15 protein-coding genes and 1 tRNA gene are annotated in these 18,621 nt (G+C 38.3%); 15 read left to right on the top strand and 1 reads right to left on the bottom strand.

Annotated features, from left to right (window positions below; genetic code table 11):
• Positions 1 to 113: 113 nt before the first annotated feature.
• The 15 genes from UABAM_RS00875 to UABAM_RS00805 all read left to right on the top strand — a co-directional run bounded on the left by UABAM_RS00875 (position 114) and on the right by UABAM_RS00805 (position 16,173).
• Positions 114 to 2,132, top strand: a complete 2,019-nt coding sequence (locus UABAM_RS00875; RefSeq protein WP_151966101.1) for a urocanate hydratase — start codon at positions 114 to 116, stop codon at positions 2,130 to 2,132.
• A gap of 171 nt (positions 2,133 to 2,303) precedes the next feature.
• Positions 2,304 to 2,378: transfer RNA gene (locus UABAM_RS00870), tRNA-Gln, on the top strand.
• A gap of 179 nt (positions 2,379 to 2,557) precedes the next feature.
• Positions 2,558 to 3,514: a ribose-phosphate diphosphokinase gene (locus UABAM_RS00865; RefSeq protein ID WP_151966100.1), complete on the top strand. Its 957-nt coding sequence runs from the start codon at positions 2,558 to 2,560 to the stop codon at positions 3,512 to 3,514.
• 17 nt (positions 3,515 to 3,531) lie between these two features.
• On the top strand, positions 3,532 to 4,116 hold the full coding sequence (locus UABAM_RS00860; RefSeq protein WP_173013058.1) for a 50S ribosomal protein L25: 585 nt from the start codon (positions 3,532 to 3,534) through the stop codon (positions 4,114 to 4,116).
• Positions 4,117 to 4,121: 5 nt separating this feature from the next.
• Positions 4,122 to 4,700: an aminoacyl-tRNA hydrolase gene (gene pth / locus UABAM_RS00855; protein WP_229759342.1), complete on the top strand. Its 579-nt coding sequence runs from the start codon at positions 4,122 to 4,124 to the stop codon at positions 4,698 to 4,700.
• A 36-nt stretch (positions 4,701 to 4,736) separates the two neighbouring features.
• Positions 4,737 to 5,099 (top strand): 30S ribosomal protein S6, encoded by a 363-nt coding sequence (rpsF, locus tag UABAM_RS00850; protein WP_151966098.1) that lies wholly within the window; start codon positions 4,737 to 4,739, stop codon positions 5,097 to 5,099.
• A gap of 145 nt (positions 5,100 to 5,244) precedes the next feature.
• Positions 5,245 to 5,655: a single-stranded DNA-binding protein gene (locus UABAM_RS00845; protein WP_151966097.1), complete on the top strand. Its 411-nt coding sequence runs from the start codon at positions 5,245 to 5,247 to the stop codon at positions 5,653 to 5,655.
• Between the two features lie 175 nt (positions 5,656 to 5,830).
• Positions 5,831 to 6,307, top strand: coding sequence for a 50S ribosomal protein L9 (gene rplI / locus UABAM_RS00840; RefSeq protein ID WP_173013057.1), 477 nt, complete (start codon positions 5,831 to 5,833; stop codon positions 6,305 to 6,307).
• The gene (gene dnaB / locus UABAM_RS00835; RefSeq protein ID WP_151966095.1) at positions 6,300 to 7,628 is read left to right on the top strand and encodes a replicative DNA helicase; all 1,329 of its coding nucleotides are present in this window, start codon (positions 6,300 to 6,302) and stop codon (positions 7,626 to 7,628) included. Before rplI ends, dnaB begins: the two co-directional genes overlap by 8 nt.
• A gap of 315 nt (positions 7,629 to 7,943) precedes the next feature.
• Positions 7,944 to 10,259, top strand: a complete 2,316-nt coding sequence (bamA, locus tag UABAM_RS00830; RefSeq protein WP_151966094.1) for an outer membrane protein assembly factor BamA — start codon at positions 7,944 to 7,946, stop codon at positions 10,257 to 10,259.
• A gap of 11 nt (positions 10,260 to 10,270) precedes the next feature.
• Positions 10,271 to 11,092, top strand: coding sequence for a UDP-3-O-acyl-N-acetylglucosamine deacetylase (gene lpxC / locus UABAM_RS00825; protein ID WP_151966093.1), 822 nt, complete (start codon positions 10,271 to 10,273; stop codon positions 11,090 to 11,092).
• A 15-nt stretch (positions 11,093 to 11,107) separates the two neighbouring features.
• Positions 11,108 to 11,677 carry a hypoxanthine phosphoribosyltransferase gene (gene hpt / locus UABAM_RS00820; RefSeq protein ID WP_151966092.1) on the top strand — a complete coding sequence of 190 codons (570 nt, stop codon included), beginning with the start codon at positions 11,108 to 11,110 and terminating at the stop codon, positions 11,675 to 11,677.
• A 1-nt stretch (position 11,678) separates the two neighbouring features.
• Positions 11,679 to 12,914, top strand: a complete 1,236-nt coding sequence (locus UABAM_RS00815; RefSeq protein WP_173013056.1) for a metallophosphoesterase — start codon at positions 11,679 to 11,681, stop codon at positions 12,912 to 12,914.
• A 22-nt stretch (positions 12,915 to 12,936) separates the two neighbouring features.
• Positions 12,937 to 15,378 (top strand): alpha-amylase family protein, encoded by a 2,442-nt coding sequence (locus UABAM_RS00810; RefSeq protein WP_151966090.1) that lies wholly within the window; start codon positions 12,937 to 12,939, stop codon positions 15,376 to 15,378.
• The gene (locus tag UABAM_RS00805) at positions 15,379 to 16,173 is read left to right on the top strand and encodes a metallophosphoesterase family protein (RefSeq protein WP_151966089.1); all 795 of its coding nucleotides are present in this window, start codon (positions 15,379 to 15,381) and stop codon (positions 16,171 to 16,173) included. It abuts the gene before it with no gap.
• 667 nt (positions 16,174 to 16,840) lie between these two features.
• Here the strand turns inward: UABAM_RS00805 and UABAM_RS00800 are convergent.
• A complete protein-coding gene (locus tag UABAM_RS00800) occupies positions 16,841 to 18,601 on the bottom strand; it encodes a leucine-rich repeat domain-containing protein (RefSeq protein WP_151966088.1) in 1,761 nt (586 codons plus the stop codon).
• Positions 18,602 to 18,621 lie beyond the last annotated feature (20 nt).

Below are 18,621 nucleotides of genomic sequence, written 5' to 3'. Positions count from 1 at the left end.
ATGATAAACCGACAACATAAACTTGAAAATGGGAGTCTAGCCAGGACAAGTTATCATGCGCTACAGAATATAACCGTTCAATATTCCTTAGGTTCTACAAAAAGGATTTTTTTATGATTACTAACATTGATATTTCAAAAAAAATGACGATTAAACTCGATGAAAACCTACCTGAATACCCTAATTTTGTGGAGGGCATTCGTCGTGCGCCTGATCGAGGATTTACCTTGCGAGAGGAACAAGCACGTGTAGCACTGAAAAACGCATTGCGTTATGTCCCAGAAAATTTACATGACCAATTGGCAGAAGAGTTTATGACAGAATTAGTGGAACGCGGCAGAATTTACGCTTACCGCTATCGCCCTCAAGGAAACATCAAGGCGAAAAACATTGAAGAATACGAAGGGCGTTGTCTTGCAGGCAAAGCTTTTCAGTTAATGATGGATAACAATCTTGATTTTAACGTTGCCCTGTACCCCTATGAACTTGTCACCTACGGTGAAACAGGACAGGTCTGTCAAAACTGGTTGCAGTTTCGCTTAATAAAAAAATATCTACAAAATTTAACAGAAGACCAAACTCTGGTGATTGAGTCCGGGCATCCCTTGGGTTTTTTTTCTTCTTGCGTAAATAGTCCACGCGTTATCATCACCAATGGTATGATGATTGGTCTATTCAACAACCCCGAAAGTTGGCACACCGCAACGCAAATGGGCGTTGCCAACTACGGACAAATGACCGCAGGGGGTTGGATGTATATCGGCCCTCAAGGCATTGTACATGGAACATACAATACACTTCTTCATGCTGGTAGAATAAAACTAGGTACGGGTGACGATCTGCGTGGACGACTGTTTGTGTCGTCTGGTTTAGGTGGTATGAGTGGTGCACAAGCCAAATCCATTGAAATTGCACAAGGTGTGGGAATTATAGCAGAGACAGACGCGTCACGCATCCAAACACGTCATGAACAAGGATGGGTGGGTACGGTAACAAGCAGCGTTAGCGACGCATTTGCGATTGCCAAAGAATATCAAGAAAAACGCGAGTCTATTTCCATCGCCTTTAACGGCAATATCGTTGACCTGTTGGCATTTGCCGTAGAAAATGACGTTACCATCGACTTACTATCGGACCAAACGTCTTGTCATGCCGTCTACGAAGGTGGATACACACCTCAAGGTATCTCATTCGCCGAAAGAACAGAGCTACTCAAAAAAGACCGTGAAAAATTCAAATCTTTAGTTGATAAATCGTTGCGTGAACACTACAAACACGTTAAATCTCTTGTGGAAAAAGGAACATACTTTTTCGACTATGGCAATAGTTTTATGAAAGCCGTGTTTGATGCTGGAGTCCAAGAAATTGCCAAAAATGGAATTGATGAAACAGATGGCTTTATTTTTCCTTCTTACGTGGAAGATATCCTTGGCCCAGAACTTTTTGATTACGGATATGGACCGTTTCGCTGGGTATGTTTAACGGGAAAAGAAAGCGACTTACAAAAAACAGACCAAGCAGCGCTGGAGTGTATAGATCCAGAAAGACGCATACAAGACAAAGACAACTATGTATGGGTTCGCGATGCTGCCAAAAATAAAATGGTGGTTGGCTCCCAAGCACGCATACTATACCAAGATGCTGGCGGACGAGTGAAGATAGCTCTAAAATTTAACGATATGGTGAGAAAAGGTGAGGTTGGCCCTATTATGTTGGGCCGTGATCATCACGATACTGGTGGCACAGACTCTCCTTTTCGCGAAACCGCGAATATTAAAGACGGAAGCAATGTGATGGCCGATATGGCAATACAGTGTTTTGCTGGTAATGCTGCACGTGGAATGAGCCTTGTGGTCCTTCACAATGGTGGCGGTGTGGGTATTGGTAAATCCGTAAATGGTGGCTTTGGTCTACTTCTCGACGGTAGCGAGCGCATTGACAAAATTATCAAACTGGCCATGAGTTGGGATGTCATGGGCGGTGTCGCAAGAAGAGCTTGGGCACGCAACACCAACTCTATAAAAACTTGTATGGAATATAACGACGAAACAAATCACATAACACTACCCTACATTCCGAAAGACACTTTGATACAAGAAACGGTAAAGAAATCTTTCCCCAAAAAACAATAATGATTTTTCGATTAAGGCATGTCTCAATTAAGCAAACTTTAATTGATGACACGCCTTAGTACCAAGCCACTATTCTAAAAAGAAGTGGCTTCTTTATAAAAATTTCAAAAAAATTTCAAAAAAGGTATTGACATTAATGAAATAGGTCTTATAATTACGTCGAAAAATCACTACCCCGTGGTGTAATTGGTAGCACTGCAGATTTTGGTTCTGTAAGTTAAGGTTCGAGTCCTTACGGGGTAGCCAAAAAAAAGAATCGGCGCAAACCGATTCTTTTTCTTTTTATAGTGATTTTTTCATTACAAAGTACTCTAATATAATTGTTATATAGAGTTACAATAAACAATACTGCACCTTATATAGGATAGTTTGATAAATTATAGATATTTTATCCACAATTTAACAAACCAACCAAATCTTTTCAAATGAGACGAGATCGCCTACTAATTTTTTCAGGAACAGCACATCCGCAATTAACTAACAAAATCTGTGAATACTTAAACGTTTCACAAGGTAAAGTTTACATTGGCCGATTTCCAGACAAAGAAGTTGATGTAAAAGTTGAAAGTGATGTGAGGGGCGCTGATGTTTTCATTGTACAGCCAACTTGCTGTCCAGCAAACGAAAATCTAATGGAATTACTGATTCTGATAGATTGTCTTCGCCGAGCATCCGCAGATAGAATCACCGCGGTGATTCCCTACTATGGTTATGCACGTAAAGATCGTAAAGACGAAGGCCGTGTGCCTATAACAGCAAAGTTAGTCGCGAATCTATTGGTCAATTCCGGTGTTGATAGAGTTCTTACTGTAGATTTACACGCAGCACAAATCCAAGGTTTTTTTGATATTCCTGTAGATCACCTTTTAGCAGGTTCCGTTTTCGTTCCATATTTTGAGAGCCTCAAAATACCTGATCTTGTAGTCGTAAGTCCAGATGTAGGAAGTCTCAAACAAGCCCGTTCTTATGCCAAACGTCTCCATGGGGACCTAGCAATCGTAGATAAAAGGCGTGAGTCTGCAGAAAAAGTAAGTTCTCTAAATATTATTGGAGACGTTGATCAAAAAAATGCCTTGCTTGTGGACGACATGATCAGCACAGGAGGTTCTATTGCAGAAGCATGTCGCTTTCTCAAAGATAAAGGTGCAAAGAAGATATACATATGTGCGACTCACCCCGTTTTATGCGGTAATGCTACTGAAAAACTACAAAAACTACCTGTAGAGGAAATTGTCGTTAGCGACAGCATTCCCATACCAGGATCAAAGCAATTAGATAATTTGAAGGTAATTTCGCTTGCTCCTATGTTAGGAGAGTGTATCAGGCGAATCAATAACAGTGAGTCTGTGAGTTACTTATTTCAATATTTTGGAAAAAGTTAGTTGGAAAGGAAATCGTTGTGAGTGTGCCCCTTTCTATAAAGCAAAGAAGCCTTATTGGAAGCAATGCTTGTAAAAGAGTACGCCAAAGTGGTGATGTCCCTGGCGTATTATACGGAGAAAAAAAAGAGTCGTTACATATTCAATTTTCTAATGAAGATTTTGTAACATACCAACGGCAAAAAGACCGTATACTGGCTCTACAAATGGACGGTAAAGAACAAGAAGCCATCGTACAAAAAGTTCAGTACGATTCATTTGGCGACGAAGTTGTCCATGTCGATTTTCTCCGCATTTCATCAGATAAAGAAATCACCGTACCTGTGGAACTTGATTTCAAAGGAACACCTAAAGGTATTCAATTCGGTGGTGCCACCAACATACGTTTGAAGAAAGTCAATGTAACTTGTCTACCAAGTGACATTCCCAAATCTATTACCGTCGACATTTCTGGTCTAGATATATCAGAACAACTTCGCGTAAAAGATCTTGGATCATCAGACAAGTACAAAGTTGCCAACCATAGTGAAACAATGTTGGTAATTGTTAGACCTCCTCGTAAAGCTAAAGGTAAAACTGCTGCGGAAGGCGAAGAGGAGAAATAGTTTAGTTGTTTGACAAAATTTTTTCATTTTTTAGTTGTCAACACACAAACAGTGTAGATAAAATTATACTTGGTATTGGAAATCCTGGTGAAAAATATGCCCATACGCGGCATAATTTAGGATTTGCAGTTGTTGATAATTTAGCCAAAGACTGGAACATCTCTTTTAACAAAGAAAAATTTAGATCATTAATCGCATTTTATCGGTTTCGCAACAAAGATGTTTTACTGGTAAAACCCCTGACATATGTAAATTTATCGGGGGAAGCAGCAAAAAAAATGCTCGACTATTTTCAGTTAGATAATCAGTCACTGCTTGTTGTTGTAGATGATATAAGTTTACCTGTAGGTAAGAATCGTTTGCGCCTAAAAGGAAGTAGTGGTGGACACAATGGACTCAAATCCATTATAAAACACCTTGATTCCGAATGTTTTGCAAGGCTGAAAATGGGGATAGGAGAAAATAAAGATTGCGATCTTGTTTCTCATGTACTGTCTCGGTTTTCCGACGAAGAACTTCCCTCTATTAATGATGCGATCGTGTCTGCCAAAGAAATGTGCCAACAATGGCTTTGTCAAGAATAATACAATAAATCAGTTATTAGATTATAGGAAAATAGTATGGTATCTAGAACCTACGAAGGACTATTTTTGCTAGACCCCACACTAGCCAACCAAGACTGGGATGGTTTAAAAAATAAAGTGATAGCATTGATCGAACGTAGAGAAGGTCAGATCGTAAGTGCTAAAAAATGGGGAGAAAGAAGACTGGCATACGAAATAAAAGGCCGTAAGAGAGGAACATATCTTCTAATTTATTTCCAAATGCCTGCCGAAAATATAGCTACCTTAAAAAGAGACATACAACTCTCAGAAGTTGTGCTTCGCAATATGATTGTAAAATATGATCGAGCCATTGATCAAGAGACAGAAGAAACACAAGAAGATACAAAAGAAGAAGCGGCAGAAGGAGCGGAAGCTTAATTCTACACGAACTTACTATGCTTTTAGCGGCATACACGGGGAATGTAAGTTTTAATACTCCTAAATGAAAACAAGCATAATATATCATTTTGGTATCTTGCGCAAATGCATTGTCACAGAACATAACTCCTATAGGAAGGTAATAATGGCTAGTTTAAATAAGGTTTTTCTAATAGGAAATCTCACGAGAAAGCCCGATTTACGTTACACACCTAGTGGTACGCCTGTAGCTGAATTTGGTTTAGCAGTAAATCGCAACTATACAACCAGTAGTGGCGAAAAAAGACGAGACACATGTTTTGTTGAAATTACTGTGTGGAGACGTAAAGCAGAAATTTGTCATGAACATCTCTCAAAAGGTAGCCCTGTATTTATAGAAGGTCGTTTGGAGTTGGATACATGGGAAACTCGTACAGGTGAAAGACGCAGCAAATTAAGGGTGGTTGCCGATACCTTGCAATTTCTGAGCCGTTCTAAAAACAAAGACAAGGAGTTTGACGGAAAAAGCGATTCACAACATCAAAGCGGTGAATCGAGTGATAATGAATCACAATAAACTATTTACAAACCCCGAATAGAGTTTCTTCAGTGCCTCCATAAGGAACTTTTTAAACATTTTGTTTAAGAGTAGCCTACTCAATTCTCACTATTCTCTCAAACATAAGAACTTTCGATGGCTACGGTATCGGAAGTTCTAAAATAACAAATCGTAGTATATGGAGATAATCGCCATGATAGAGCTTTTACTAAAAAAAGATGTTCCCAAATTGGGAAAAACAGGTAGTTATGTAAAAGTTAAGCCTGGATATGCAAGAAATTATTTAATCCCACAGGGACTGGGTGTTATTGCAACAACAGAAAATATTCGTCTTGTTGAAATAGCGAAAAAACGCATGTTACAACAAGAAGCCCTTGAAAAAGAACAACTAAAAGACGTTGCAAAAGATCTACAAAAAGCGGCATGTAATATCGAAGTTAAAGCAAATGAAGACGACACACTTTTTGGATCAGTGACATACGATTTAATCGCCGCTGAATACAACAAGTTGGGTTTTAACTGTGTCAAAGCAGACAATTTGAAACTGGAAGACCCAGATGTTTATCCAATAAAGTCTCTTGGAATTTTCCCAATTGAAATTACTCTACACGAAGATGTTGTTGCAAAAAGCAAAGTGTGGGTAGTTAAAGAACAGGAATCTGGTGAATAAAACAATAAACGATCCAAATTCACCTCATAGCATTGCTGCCGAATTTGGCGTACTTGGCTCTATGTTGATCGAAGAAGAAATTGCAGGAGAGGTAATTCAACTTCTCAATAAAAGTTGCTTTTTAGTGCCCGCCAACCAAGTTATATTCGAAGTAATGACACACCTATATGACAACAATAAACCCTTGGATGTCATCGTTCTTCAAGAAGAACTAAGATCCAGGGGTTTATTAGATCAAATAGGTGGAAGTGAATACTTATTTTCACTCGTTGAAGGTGTACCTTCTGCAGGAAATGTCGAACATTACGCGCATGTTGTACGTGATAAGTCGATTCTGCGGCAATTGATGGCTGCAGCTGATGAAATAGGTACATTGACACGTAGTGGTAATATGGACACGGAAGAATTGTTAGACCGCGCCGAACAGCTAATATACGAAGTAACGCAAAAAAAAGCGGTCAATGAACCAGAACACATATACAATTTACTACTCAATATCTTTGCGGATATAGAAAACAGTAATCATTCTCCAGGTTTATCTTCGGGTTTTCCCGACTTAGACAACTTATTGTCAGGTTTAAAAGGTTCAACACTCAATATTCTCGCAGCGCGACCTAGTATGGGAAAAACTAGTTTTGCACTAAATATTGCTGACAATGTTGGAGTGCGCCAAAGCGAAGGCGTTTTAATTTTTAGTATTGAGATGTCAAAGGATCAATTAGCTCGTAACATGGTTTGTGCACGAGCACGCATTAGCCCCCACAAACTGAGTTATGGTGTAGACGAGAAAGAGTATAAAATACTAACAACTGATGCTAGTGTATTTGCCCAAGCTCCTATCTTCATAGATGATACTCCAGCTATTTCTATTCGAGAAATTCAAGCTAAAGCACGTAGATTTAAAACCAAAAATGATATTAAGTTAATTATAATTGACTATCTGCAATTAATTGAAGGTCCAAAAGAAAAAAAAGAAAACCGCCAACAAGAGATATCCTTCATCTCGCGAAAATTGAAAGAAGTTGCTCGTGAATTAGATATACCCATTATAGCACTTTCTCAGTTAAACAGATCTGTAGACGCACGCGATGATCATCGCCCAAGAATGTCAGATCTTCGCGAATCGGGAGCTCTAGAACAAGATGCTGATAGTATACTTTTTCTATACCGCGACGAATATTACAACAAAGAAACCACAGAACCAGGTATTTCGGAAGTGATTGTTGCCAAAAACCGAACCGGACCTACAGGAAGTGTCAAACTGAGATTTATCAAGGAGTATATGAAGTTTATGGGCATTAGTTATCAAAAACCGACATAAACATATACAAATACTAATCTCACCTCAAAACCTTCCTTTATGCAAAGTAACTTTTGGTTACTTTGCAGTCATACAAAACCTCTCCTAAAAAATTTTCAAAAAAAAATGTAACAAAAACGATCCTCCAGAGACTAACTTGGTAATAAGTTTACTTTGTTACCAAAAATAACTATAATGTGACTCTATTCTACAAAATAAATTTTTCATTTGGGAATATCTAGGATAGTATTTGTCACAAAACAGGCAGTATTATTATCACAAACAGTGGTTGATAACGAAATTATTTGCCATAAAATTTTCAGTAAAGAGGTATATATGGCTCGTCTACTTTTATTCATATGGATATTTTCAGCATTTTTAATTGCACAGAGCAATAAGGTAAACGAAGTAGAAATAAAGGGATTGATTACAGTTGGCGAAGATTTTATTAAGGCTAAGTTAGAAACACAACCAGGGAAAAACTATTCACCACAATCATTACGTAACGATATTTTGAAGCTACACAAACTCAAGCTATTCTCAAATATAGACGTAAAGCTAGAACAAGCCAGTGGTGGGTTAAAAGTAATGTTTCTAGTAATCGAAAATCAACTACTTGGGAAAGTAAGAATTATTGGTAACCAAAATATCACCAAACAACAAATTCTGGATACCATAGAAATAGACAATCAACGCTATTTGGCTCCATACTTGTTGTCGATAGATAAAATAAAACTCAAAGAATTCTATCAAAAAGAAAGCTTCCTGTTTGTTGAAATTTCCACAAAGTTAGTACCGCGTAACGGTTGGGTTGATGTAGAATTTCGCATCGATGAAGGTCCAGCAGTATACATTTCAGAAATCAACTTTTTTGGTAACCACAATTTTGCCAAAGGAAAACTCATAAAATTACTTAAAACACAGGAAACTGGTGCTATTTCATCCGTAATCTACAACGAAGCCGTTTTAAATGAAGACCTAATATTAATACGTAACTTTTATCGTTCCGAAGGATACTTAGATGCGCGCGCAGAATTAAGAGATATCATATTCTCTGAAACTCGCGAAGCAATGCGCATTAATATCAGCATAAATGAAGGTCCACTCTATAAAGTTAATTCCGTCAAAATCGTAGGAAACACGACTTTCACCGAAGAAGAACTTTTTGCACGTCTAAGGCTCAAAAAAGACAACCCATTTAAACAAGCAGACATGTTTCAAGACAAAGCACGTGTTGAAAGAATTTATGGCGAAAATGGATTTATGAACGCCAAAGCCCGACCGCGATTCACATTGCCCACACTCAATGCACGTGTTGTAGACATTACCTATGATATTACCGAAGGCAACGAAGTCTATGTACAAAAAATAGATATTTCCGGTAACGACCCCACCAAAGACCGCGTAATACGCGACAATATAACAGTGAATCCCGGGGAACGCTTCAACATGGGTAAAGTAGAAGTTAGCCAGCAAAAGCTGCGTCGACTGAATTTCTTCGAAACCATCAAAATGGACTTACAAGATACACCGGATGCCGATTGGAAAGATATCGCGATTCGCGTAACAGAAGGTCGAACAGGAAACTTGCGTTTTGCTGCAGGGATTACCTCAGACATAGGTGTCGTCGGCGAGGTATCTGTTACTAAGCGAAATTTTGACATCACAAAATGGCCGAAAAGTTTTGACGAGTTTTTCAGTGGTGTTAGTTTCACAGGAGCTGGCCAAACCCTATCGGTAAGGTTGCAAGCTGGTGGAGAAATCTTGCGCTTTAATGTCGACTTTCAAGAACCGCGGTTACTTGGATACAATATTATCTTTGGAGTCAATCTATTTTCCAATGAACGACTACGCGAATCCTTTGACGAAGAACGTTTCGGAGGAAAAATTACTTTTGGACGTAACTTGGACATTGATACCCGAGTAAGTTTGAGCTATCGTCTAGAAAATGTAAACATCAACAACCTTGATGATGATGCCCCCGTGGATGTTGAAGATGTGGAAGGAGATAACCTTCTATCAAGTCTCATTTTCGATCTAACCATAGATACACGCGACGATTTCATTCTTCCCGCACGCGGGTACATTTTTGGAGTTTCGTATGAAATTGCCGGGACTGCATTGGGTGGAGACCACGATTTCTCCAAAGTTAACCTTCGTCTGGCATGGTTTCAAACAATTTACACCAATGACGATGGATTTAAACATATTTTGAGCCTCGGGAGTCGTATGGGGTTTGCATTACCACACCTTGACACCGATCGCGTCCCGATATTTGAACGATTTTTTGCCGGTGGCGCTAGTTCGATTAGAGGTTTTGAATTTAGAACGGTAGGTCCTCTTGACCAAGAATTTTTAGAAGACCCTTTAGGAGGAGAGCTTCTATTTGTCAATACCATCGAATATTCGATACCTATATTCCAAAATACATTCCGTATGGTATTGTTCTCCGACTTCGGAAGTGTTGCTCCTGAAGTTGGTGATGTCGATGTTATATTCGACGAATTTAGATTATCTATTGGTTTTGGTTTTAGAATCAAAGTACCTGCACTTGGACCACGTCCATTTGCATTAGACTTTGGTATCCCCATCATAGCTGAAGATACTGATGACGAACAAATTTTTAGTTTTTCATTTGGTAAGCCTTTTTAACGGAAAGAAATATGGCAACTATATCTAACATTGCACATTTTGAAGGTATTGGTTTACACACAGGAGAAAACGTAAAACTCAATATTCATCCTGCTGATACCGGTCATGGTGTCGTATTTGTACGTACAGATATTGAATCGCGGCCAAAAGTTCCCGCGAGTATTGATTACATCGATTATCGTCAACGCCGTACAGCACTGGTAAATGACGGTGTTGAAATACAAACACCAGAACATTTTCTGGCAGCATGTTATGGCCTAGGTATCGATAACCTACTTGTTGAAATCAGTGGACCCGAATTGCCTGGTGCAGATGGCAGTGCCTTACCTTTTTGCCAGGCTCTTATGGATGCTGGCATAGAAGAACAAGGTACCGGTAAGACCATCAAAATAGATTCGGAACTTCAAGTAGATCGTGACAAAGCAAGCATCAAAGCGATGCCTGACACAGGGTTTCATATAGAATACACTCTTGACCATGACCTAGACTTTTTTCCCAAACAAGTGTTCTCCTTGGAAATAACCAAGGATAGTTTTATCAAAGAAATTGCCCCGGCAAGAACATTTGTACTAAAAAAAGAAGTTGAGGCATTGCAAAAGTTTGGTTTAGGCAAGGGAGCCACCGTCAAAAACACCTTGGTAATAGATGATGATGGTAGCATTATCGATAATGAATTGCGTTTTGCCGATGAATTCACCCGTCATAAAATTTTAGATATTGTAGGAGATTTTTTCCTACTAGGAGCACGCTTAGAAGGTAAGTTGTACGCTCACCGCTCTGGACATAATTTAAATGCATTATTAGTCGAAAAAATTCAGGCGTGCCAATCTTAGAGTAAAGGTCAGAAAATGTCAAATATAGAAGAGATTCTCTCTTGCGAAGAATTAGAAGAACGTATCCAAGAATTAGCAGAAGAAATTAACAACCACTACCAAGACGAAGAGATAACCATTCTCACAGTACTGAGTGGCGCCTTTATATTTGCCGCTGATTTAGCAAGAGCGATAGATCTCCCTCTCCAATGTGAATTTGTAAAAGTTTCTTCCTATGGAGATGGCAAAGTTTCCTCAGGTAACGTAAAAATGGTATTGGATATTGACCCTAAAAAAATTGAAGGGCGAAATATTATCTTAGTAGAAGATATTGTTGATACGGGAAACACAGTTGTATTTTTAAAAGAATACTTGCAAAAAATGTCTCCAAAAACACTCAAAGTTTGTAGTCTATTATTAAAAAAAGATGCTCTAAAACACGATTTGCAAGTAGATTACACAGGATTTTCTATTCCTTCGTTATTTGTCGTTGGCTATGGATTAGACTATGGCGGTTTATATCGCGATCTTCCATTCCTAGGTGTACTATTAGAAGAAGGTGAATCACTCGACAAGGATGCATTGCTACTCGAAAAAGGTCAATAAAATGTTGAAAAGCGTTTTTGCCAAAAAAGTAGCCGCTAAACTGCGTAAATATTTAATCGAGCAAAAATACGACAAAGCAAAAAATCTGTACATAAAGCATATCCCCAACATCCCAGGACTTAGGGATGTTTGGGTACGCGTTTACCGCAAAAAACTCAAAGAAGGTGATCACCTTTCCGCCATAAATATCGCAGAAACGTTCGAAAATACAAGACAATGGATTGTACCTGCTGCAACAAGTCTTGTACAAACAGCTTTGTGCTCTGGAGAATATAAAAAAGCAAAAGAGCTTTTAGTTAAGCACCCCGTACATTACTTTTCAATGCTAGATATCCTCTCGCAATTAAAACCAGCAAAAAGCTCCGACCTCAAAATGATGTTAGAATCCATCGAGCCGCAACCACGCAGAGATAAAAAACAAGTTTTGGAAATTTTAAATACGGCGCTTGTCGTACTACAAGATAGTAAATATCGACAAGGATTTTTGTTTGAGTTACCCAAAGATGCAGAACTTTTTATCACAGGCGATTTACATGGAAACCGCAAAAACTTTGATATCATAAAGTCGAAGGCCAAACTACACAAGCATCGTAATCGTCACTTAATTTTTCAAGAAATTTTACATTCGCGTAGTTTTCTCATAGATTATCGCGATGTATCCTTTTTAGAAATTATTGATTTTTTTGAATTGCTCATCACTTTTCCCAATCAAGTGCACATTATTTTGGGCAATCATGATTTGAATTTCTTGTTAAACCGTTCATCCATGAGAAGCAATCGTAAATTAGACGACTACTTTTTTCGAGGACTAGAACTCATTTTCGGTGAACCAAGCGATGATATTGTAAAAATATATAAAGAAATCATTTCATGGATGGCAGCGGCAATCAAGTGTGGCCCTCTGATTTTGACACACTCTAACCCGAATAGTCGTAATATCAAGAATTTCGATTTCGAACGCCTAAAAAAAATATCTACATTGCGCCCAAAAAAAACAATCGACTTTCTAGTTTCTGGCCGAGATCATTCGCACGAAACAGTTCAAGAGTTTTTACGAAAATGTGGCAGCGACTTCTCGGTAATAGGTCACGAATTTTGCCGTAAAGGTTTCTTACAAACAACAGAACAACAAATTATCATTGATAGCTGCCATAACCTAGGCTGTTATCTTTTATGTCATCCAAACAAGATAAAATCCATAGAACAATTGCAATCTTGTATCCACAATATTCGTTAATTTTCCCAGATGGACTACTACAATGAAAAATACAAAACAATATCAAAATTTAAAGGCGCATTATTGTCAAAATTTTCCTTCTGATATTAGTGATCACCGCATAAAAAAAATCGTCGAAAAGTATGGTTACGTGCCGATTCCCTTAGCGGTTGCTAAGGAGGAATTATCAGATACAGACATTTTTGTCGCCCTCGATACACTTTTGCAAAAAGAATACCAACATCCACTACAAGACTTAGGTTACACAACAAGTTCGTGGCTACACCAAGAACAACACAAGATACAAACGCTATGTTTATCTGGTTTTAAAGACTCAGATAGCGGCTTCTTCCGCAATTATTTACTAAAAATCATCACCACCCCCAAAGGAAACAAAGAATTAAAATTGCCCGCCACCACCTTTTATTTACTACCTCCTTACAGAAGAGACATGGCCTTTTCATCTGTGTATTGTCCTATATCCACAGAAATTGAAGTAGAAGATAGTGACTTAAAAAACAACCTAAACTGGGACGGCGAAACGCAATTGCGCTTTTTTATTGAACTAAGTCAGAAAATTGGCCATCCCGTGGTGATAGACTTACTTCCCCAAGCCGGTCGCTTTAGCAAAACGGTTTTTACTCATCCGGAATGTTTTTTGTGGAGCGACCTACAACCATTAGCGGAACAGCTCACACAAAAAGTGTATGAAATTACTGATCGTATGCAACTTCAAGGATTTGCGCCCATGATGATCAATGATATCTGTGGTTTGCCTCTTTTTGAAGAAGACGACGTAGAGAAACAAGTTCTCAATGCTCTACGAACAGAATACAACAGCCGACGCATACAACTTTTACGCGACCAAAAATTTGTAGAGGGCGGGGACAAAGGAGTCTCGCCAGCAAAACTCAAAGAGTATTTGTTAAAAGATATTCAAAGCGTTGATATGCAAACTCTCGCAGACAAGTATGCATTTCGCCAAGAAATCACTCACGAAAATTTTTGTCAATTATACGCCCAACTTATCGAAATAGACTATTTGCTCGATAAAGAACGCGCCCATTTCAGTACACAACAATTTTTGGACGCTGCACAAAGTGATATACAGCAAAAAGTACAGAGCTTAATATATGAAAACGTTGGACTTATCGACAATGAGCGTGAGTTAGATGATCAAAAGCACAAGATGCTTATAGATAAATGTATCGCAGAAAATTTATGGCCCATTAGTGGTGGTTGCTGGAACAGCTGTGGATATCCCATTTTTCGTCGTATGTCAACAGACAACTACCCCGTTTGTGATCATTATAACTACAAAGGTAACTTTGTGACCGCTTTTTCCGGAGATATGGACATCATTGCTCCATGGCATTTTGCCGCCCCATGTAAGCATGACGCGCAAAATAATCTCAATTATCATATCATCAAAAAATATATTGCCTACTGTTATGAAATCTATGAACGTTTTCGTCCCGACGGGTTTCGACTTGATCATGTAGATCACAGCGCCGACTACCCTGTCTCGGTTAACGAAAAAGGAAACTTTATTAGCTACCGTGCACCTCTTCTAGTGTTTGCCGAACTAGCAAAAAAAATCCACAAGCAACAACCAACATTTGCATTTCTGGCAGAATACATGGGCTGGGGAGATGACAACTATCCACATCTATACCACGAATACGCGGAAAATAAAATAGGCACGGCCATTTCACTAGATATAGTTGGCGAGTATCGTCATAATGTCGAAACAGTCATCAAAGAAACCAACCAACAACTAACGGAATTCAACAAAAAATATGACGAGCAATGTTTTACCCTAACACACATTCTAGACAATCATGACCGCAGCCATCCAGACATCGTGCGCGCTTTGAGTGAGTTTACCGCTGAACGTGCTCTACTCAAATGGGTAAAATGCATTTTCTTACCCGGAGGAAAATGGGCACAGCGTTCCACCGTATACCTGGATGGAAATGATACCCTTACTCCCAATAAGGAATTTGCACAAGTATTTTTGAATACAGTACCTCTAAATCGTGCGACAAATAACGAGTTTTTCAACGCCTTCTCGGCACTTTACAGATACTCACTCAACGACAAAGTTCTACGCTATGGACAAGCACAACTTATTCTGAGTGAACCTGCCGCAGAAGAATCCAACAATGCGATAAGTGCATGGACTGTTTTTGATGACGATAATTCTCAACAAGGCTACTTAGTGGTTTGCAATGAATTTATTGATGACAATACCAAAGCCACTCCGAAAAAAGTTGATATTCAAATACCATCCATAGAGTCATATCATATAGAAGCCCAACTAGTCGTACCACAAAACGAAGCTCTATCTAAAGATTGTCAAGATGTTCCAGAAATCACCACAAAGCAAAAATGCGAAAATTTACAACTCGATCCTGAAAGTTGGACATTCGTAGATGTAAAACAAAATGAATTCCGTATCTTTTGCTTGAAGGAAGGTGAATAAATGATCCAAGCATTGTGGTTGACAGATATCCATCTTGAATTTCTAGAAGACGACGCTTTTCACAATTTTTTAGAAATTCTCCAACAATGCGAATACGACATGCTATGGATTACCGGGGACATAGCGCATGGCGCAAACGTTTCACAATATCTGATAAAACTGGCGATGACTTTACAAAAACCCATTTACTTCGTACTAGGTAACCACGACTTTTACGGACGCAAGACAAATGATGTATACGAAGAAATGTACATAGTCAGCCAAAATCCATATCTAACTTACCTGTCCGCATCTCCCGTAATTGAAATAAATGCAAACCATGCCCTCATTGGGCATGACTCATGGGGAGACGGACGGTGGGGAAACTATTACGCATCCAACATCACATTAAATGACTTCTTAGTCATCCGTGATTTTGCTGGTTTAGATCAAGAAAAAATTCTTTCCCGTATGCAATATCTGGCTCACCGATCTGTAGTGCACATAAAAAAAGCTCTCAAAAAAGCCCTTAAGAAATACCACCATATATGGATGCTAAGCCACGTCACACCATTTAAAGAAACATGTCTGTACGGTAACGAAATTGCAGACGATAACTGGCTTCCGTTTTTCTGCTGCAAAGAAATGGGCGATATGCTAATAGAAGTGATGAGCCAACACCCACAACAATATCTAACGGTACTCTCTGGGCACACACACAACGAGGCTCATGTACAGATCTCTAGCAATATACACTCGATTGTCGGAGGTGCGGAGTACTGTGAACCATGCGTTCAACATATATTTACCATTTAATCATCGAATTCTGCGTTCTGCACATTTGAGTCTGACACTCATTTGAGTCTGACACCCATTTTTGAATGACACCCATTTTTGAATGACACCCATTTTTGAATGACACCCATTTTTGAATGACACCCATTTGAGTCTGACACCCATTTTTGAGTCTGACACCCATTTTTGAATGACACCCATTTTTGAATGACACCCATTTTTGAATGACACCCATTTGAGTCTGACACCCATTTTTGAGTCTGACACCCATTTCACTCATTTAAGTCTGACACCATTTGAGTCTGACACTCATTTGAGTCTGACACCCATTTTTGAATGACACCCATTTGAGTCTGACACTCATTTGAGTCTGACACTCATTTGAGTCTGACACTCATTTGAGTCTGACACTCATTTGAGTCTGACACCCATTTTTGAATGACACCCATTTGAGTCTGACACCCATTTGAGTCTGGCACCCATTTGAGTCTGGCACACCCATTTGAGTCTGGCACCATTTTAACACTTCCAAAACAACAAAACGAATGACACCCATTTGAGTCTGACGCCACTCTTTGAGTCTGACACGAATGTCCAGTACAACACCCAGTCTGACACCTTTTTAACTGGCAGTCATTTAGGTACCGAATTTTACCCATTTATAAAAATACCAAAAGAGGTCGCTCTGCTAATTAATTTTGCAGTTTGGTAGCAACTCATTCACTTGTTCCTTCTGGAAGTTTGTTAATTCATTTTTATATAAACCTAGATAAGTAAGATTTTTTAGTTGGTATATTTGTTCTGGCAGTTCTCTTAGCTGATTTTTAGATAAATTTAGAACAATAAGATTTTCAAGTTGTCCTATTTCTGTTGGTAGTTCTGTTAGTTGATTTGTAGACAAATATAGAAGAGTAAGATTTTCAAGTTGTCCTATTTCTGTTGGTAGTTCTGTTAGTTGATTTGTAGATAAATTTAGATGAGTAAGATTTTTTAGTTGGTATATTTGTTCTGGTAGTTCTGTTAGTTGATTTGTAGATAAATTTAGATGAGTAAGATTTTTCAGTTGGTATATTTGTTCTGGCAGTTCTGTTAGTTGATTTGTAGATAAATATAGATCAGTAAGATGTTTCAGTTGCCCTATCTCTTTTGAGAGTTCTTGTAGTTGATTTTTATATAAACCTAGATGAGTAAGATTTTTTAGTTGGTATATTTGTTCTGGCAGTTCCCTTAGCTGATTTTCAGATAAATATAGATGAGTAAGATTTTCAAGTTGTCCTATTTCTGTTGGTAGTTCTGTTAGTTGATTTTCAGACAAATCTAGATGAATAAGATTTTCAAGTTGTCCTATTTCTGTTGGTAGTTCTGTTAGTTGATTTTCAGACAAATATAGATGAGTAAGATTTTCAAGTTGTCCTATTTCTGTTGGTAGTTCTGTTAGTTGATTTTCAGACAAATCTAGATGAGTAAGATGTTTCAGTTGCCCTATCTCTTTTGAGAGTTCTTGTAGTTGATTCATAGACAAATCTAGATGAGTAAGATATTTCAACTGGTATATTTCTTTTGGTAGTTCTGCTGGGAAGTTGCCTACAAAGGAGAGTTTAGTCAGCTTTTGAAGCTGGCCTGTCTCTTTTGGCAGTTCTGTTAATTGGTTAATGTCTAGGTAAAGTGTCGTAAGATTTTTTAGTTGACCTATTTCTGTCGGCAGTTCTGTTAATTGGTTCGTGTTTAGGTGAAGTGTCGTAAGATTTTTTAGTTGACCTATTTCTGTCGGTAATTCTGTTAGTTTATTTTCAGACAAATCTAGATGAGTAAGATTTTTCAGTTGCCCTATCTCATTTGGCAACGCTGTTAATTGTAAATAACATAATTCAAGGTGTGTGAGATTAATTAGTTTCCATGCCTCACCTGATATTTTTTCTTTATTACTTAACCTTAACCGAAATTCTTTAGAAAATCCACAGTTGCTAAATTTGCAGCCCTTTATTTCATTTAATGTTAAACTGGACCTGAAACTACAATTAGTGAAATGACATTCTACTGCGGTGTAGCCTTTTTTTTCCTCTAAATAAAATGCACAACCGTCATACTCAGTCCCATTTACTATTGCCTCCAGTGTTTTCCCTTTGACTTTTTTTCCTTCGTCGCTTGAGTATTGCTCTTCAAATAACATCTTTGTTTGTGCAAATTTTACAATATCTCCGGATTCTAAAACCTTTGATATTACTGTTCTATTGTTTACATAGACCCCACAAGTACTTTCTGCATCTTCTACTAAAAAATATGTTTGTTTTCCTCTTATTATACAATGACGACGATCTGTGTGTTTAACTTGAATATCACAACTATCTTTTCTACCAACGACATAATCTTGGTTAGGAGACAAAGTATATTTTTTACCTTTGTTAGGGCCATTTTGTTCGATCAAAACAGCTTGGTATTTTTGCAACATAGAAAATCCTCATATAATCA

Source organism: Candidatus Uabimicrobium amorphum (assembly GCF_009002475.1).
Classification (GTDB): Bacteria; Planctomycetota; Uabimicrobiia; order Uabimicrobiales; family Uabimicrobiaceae; genus Uabimicrobium; species Uabimicrobium amorphum.
This window is presented reverse-complemented; position numbering and strand designations above follow the sequence as displayed.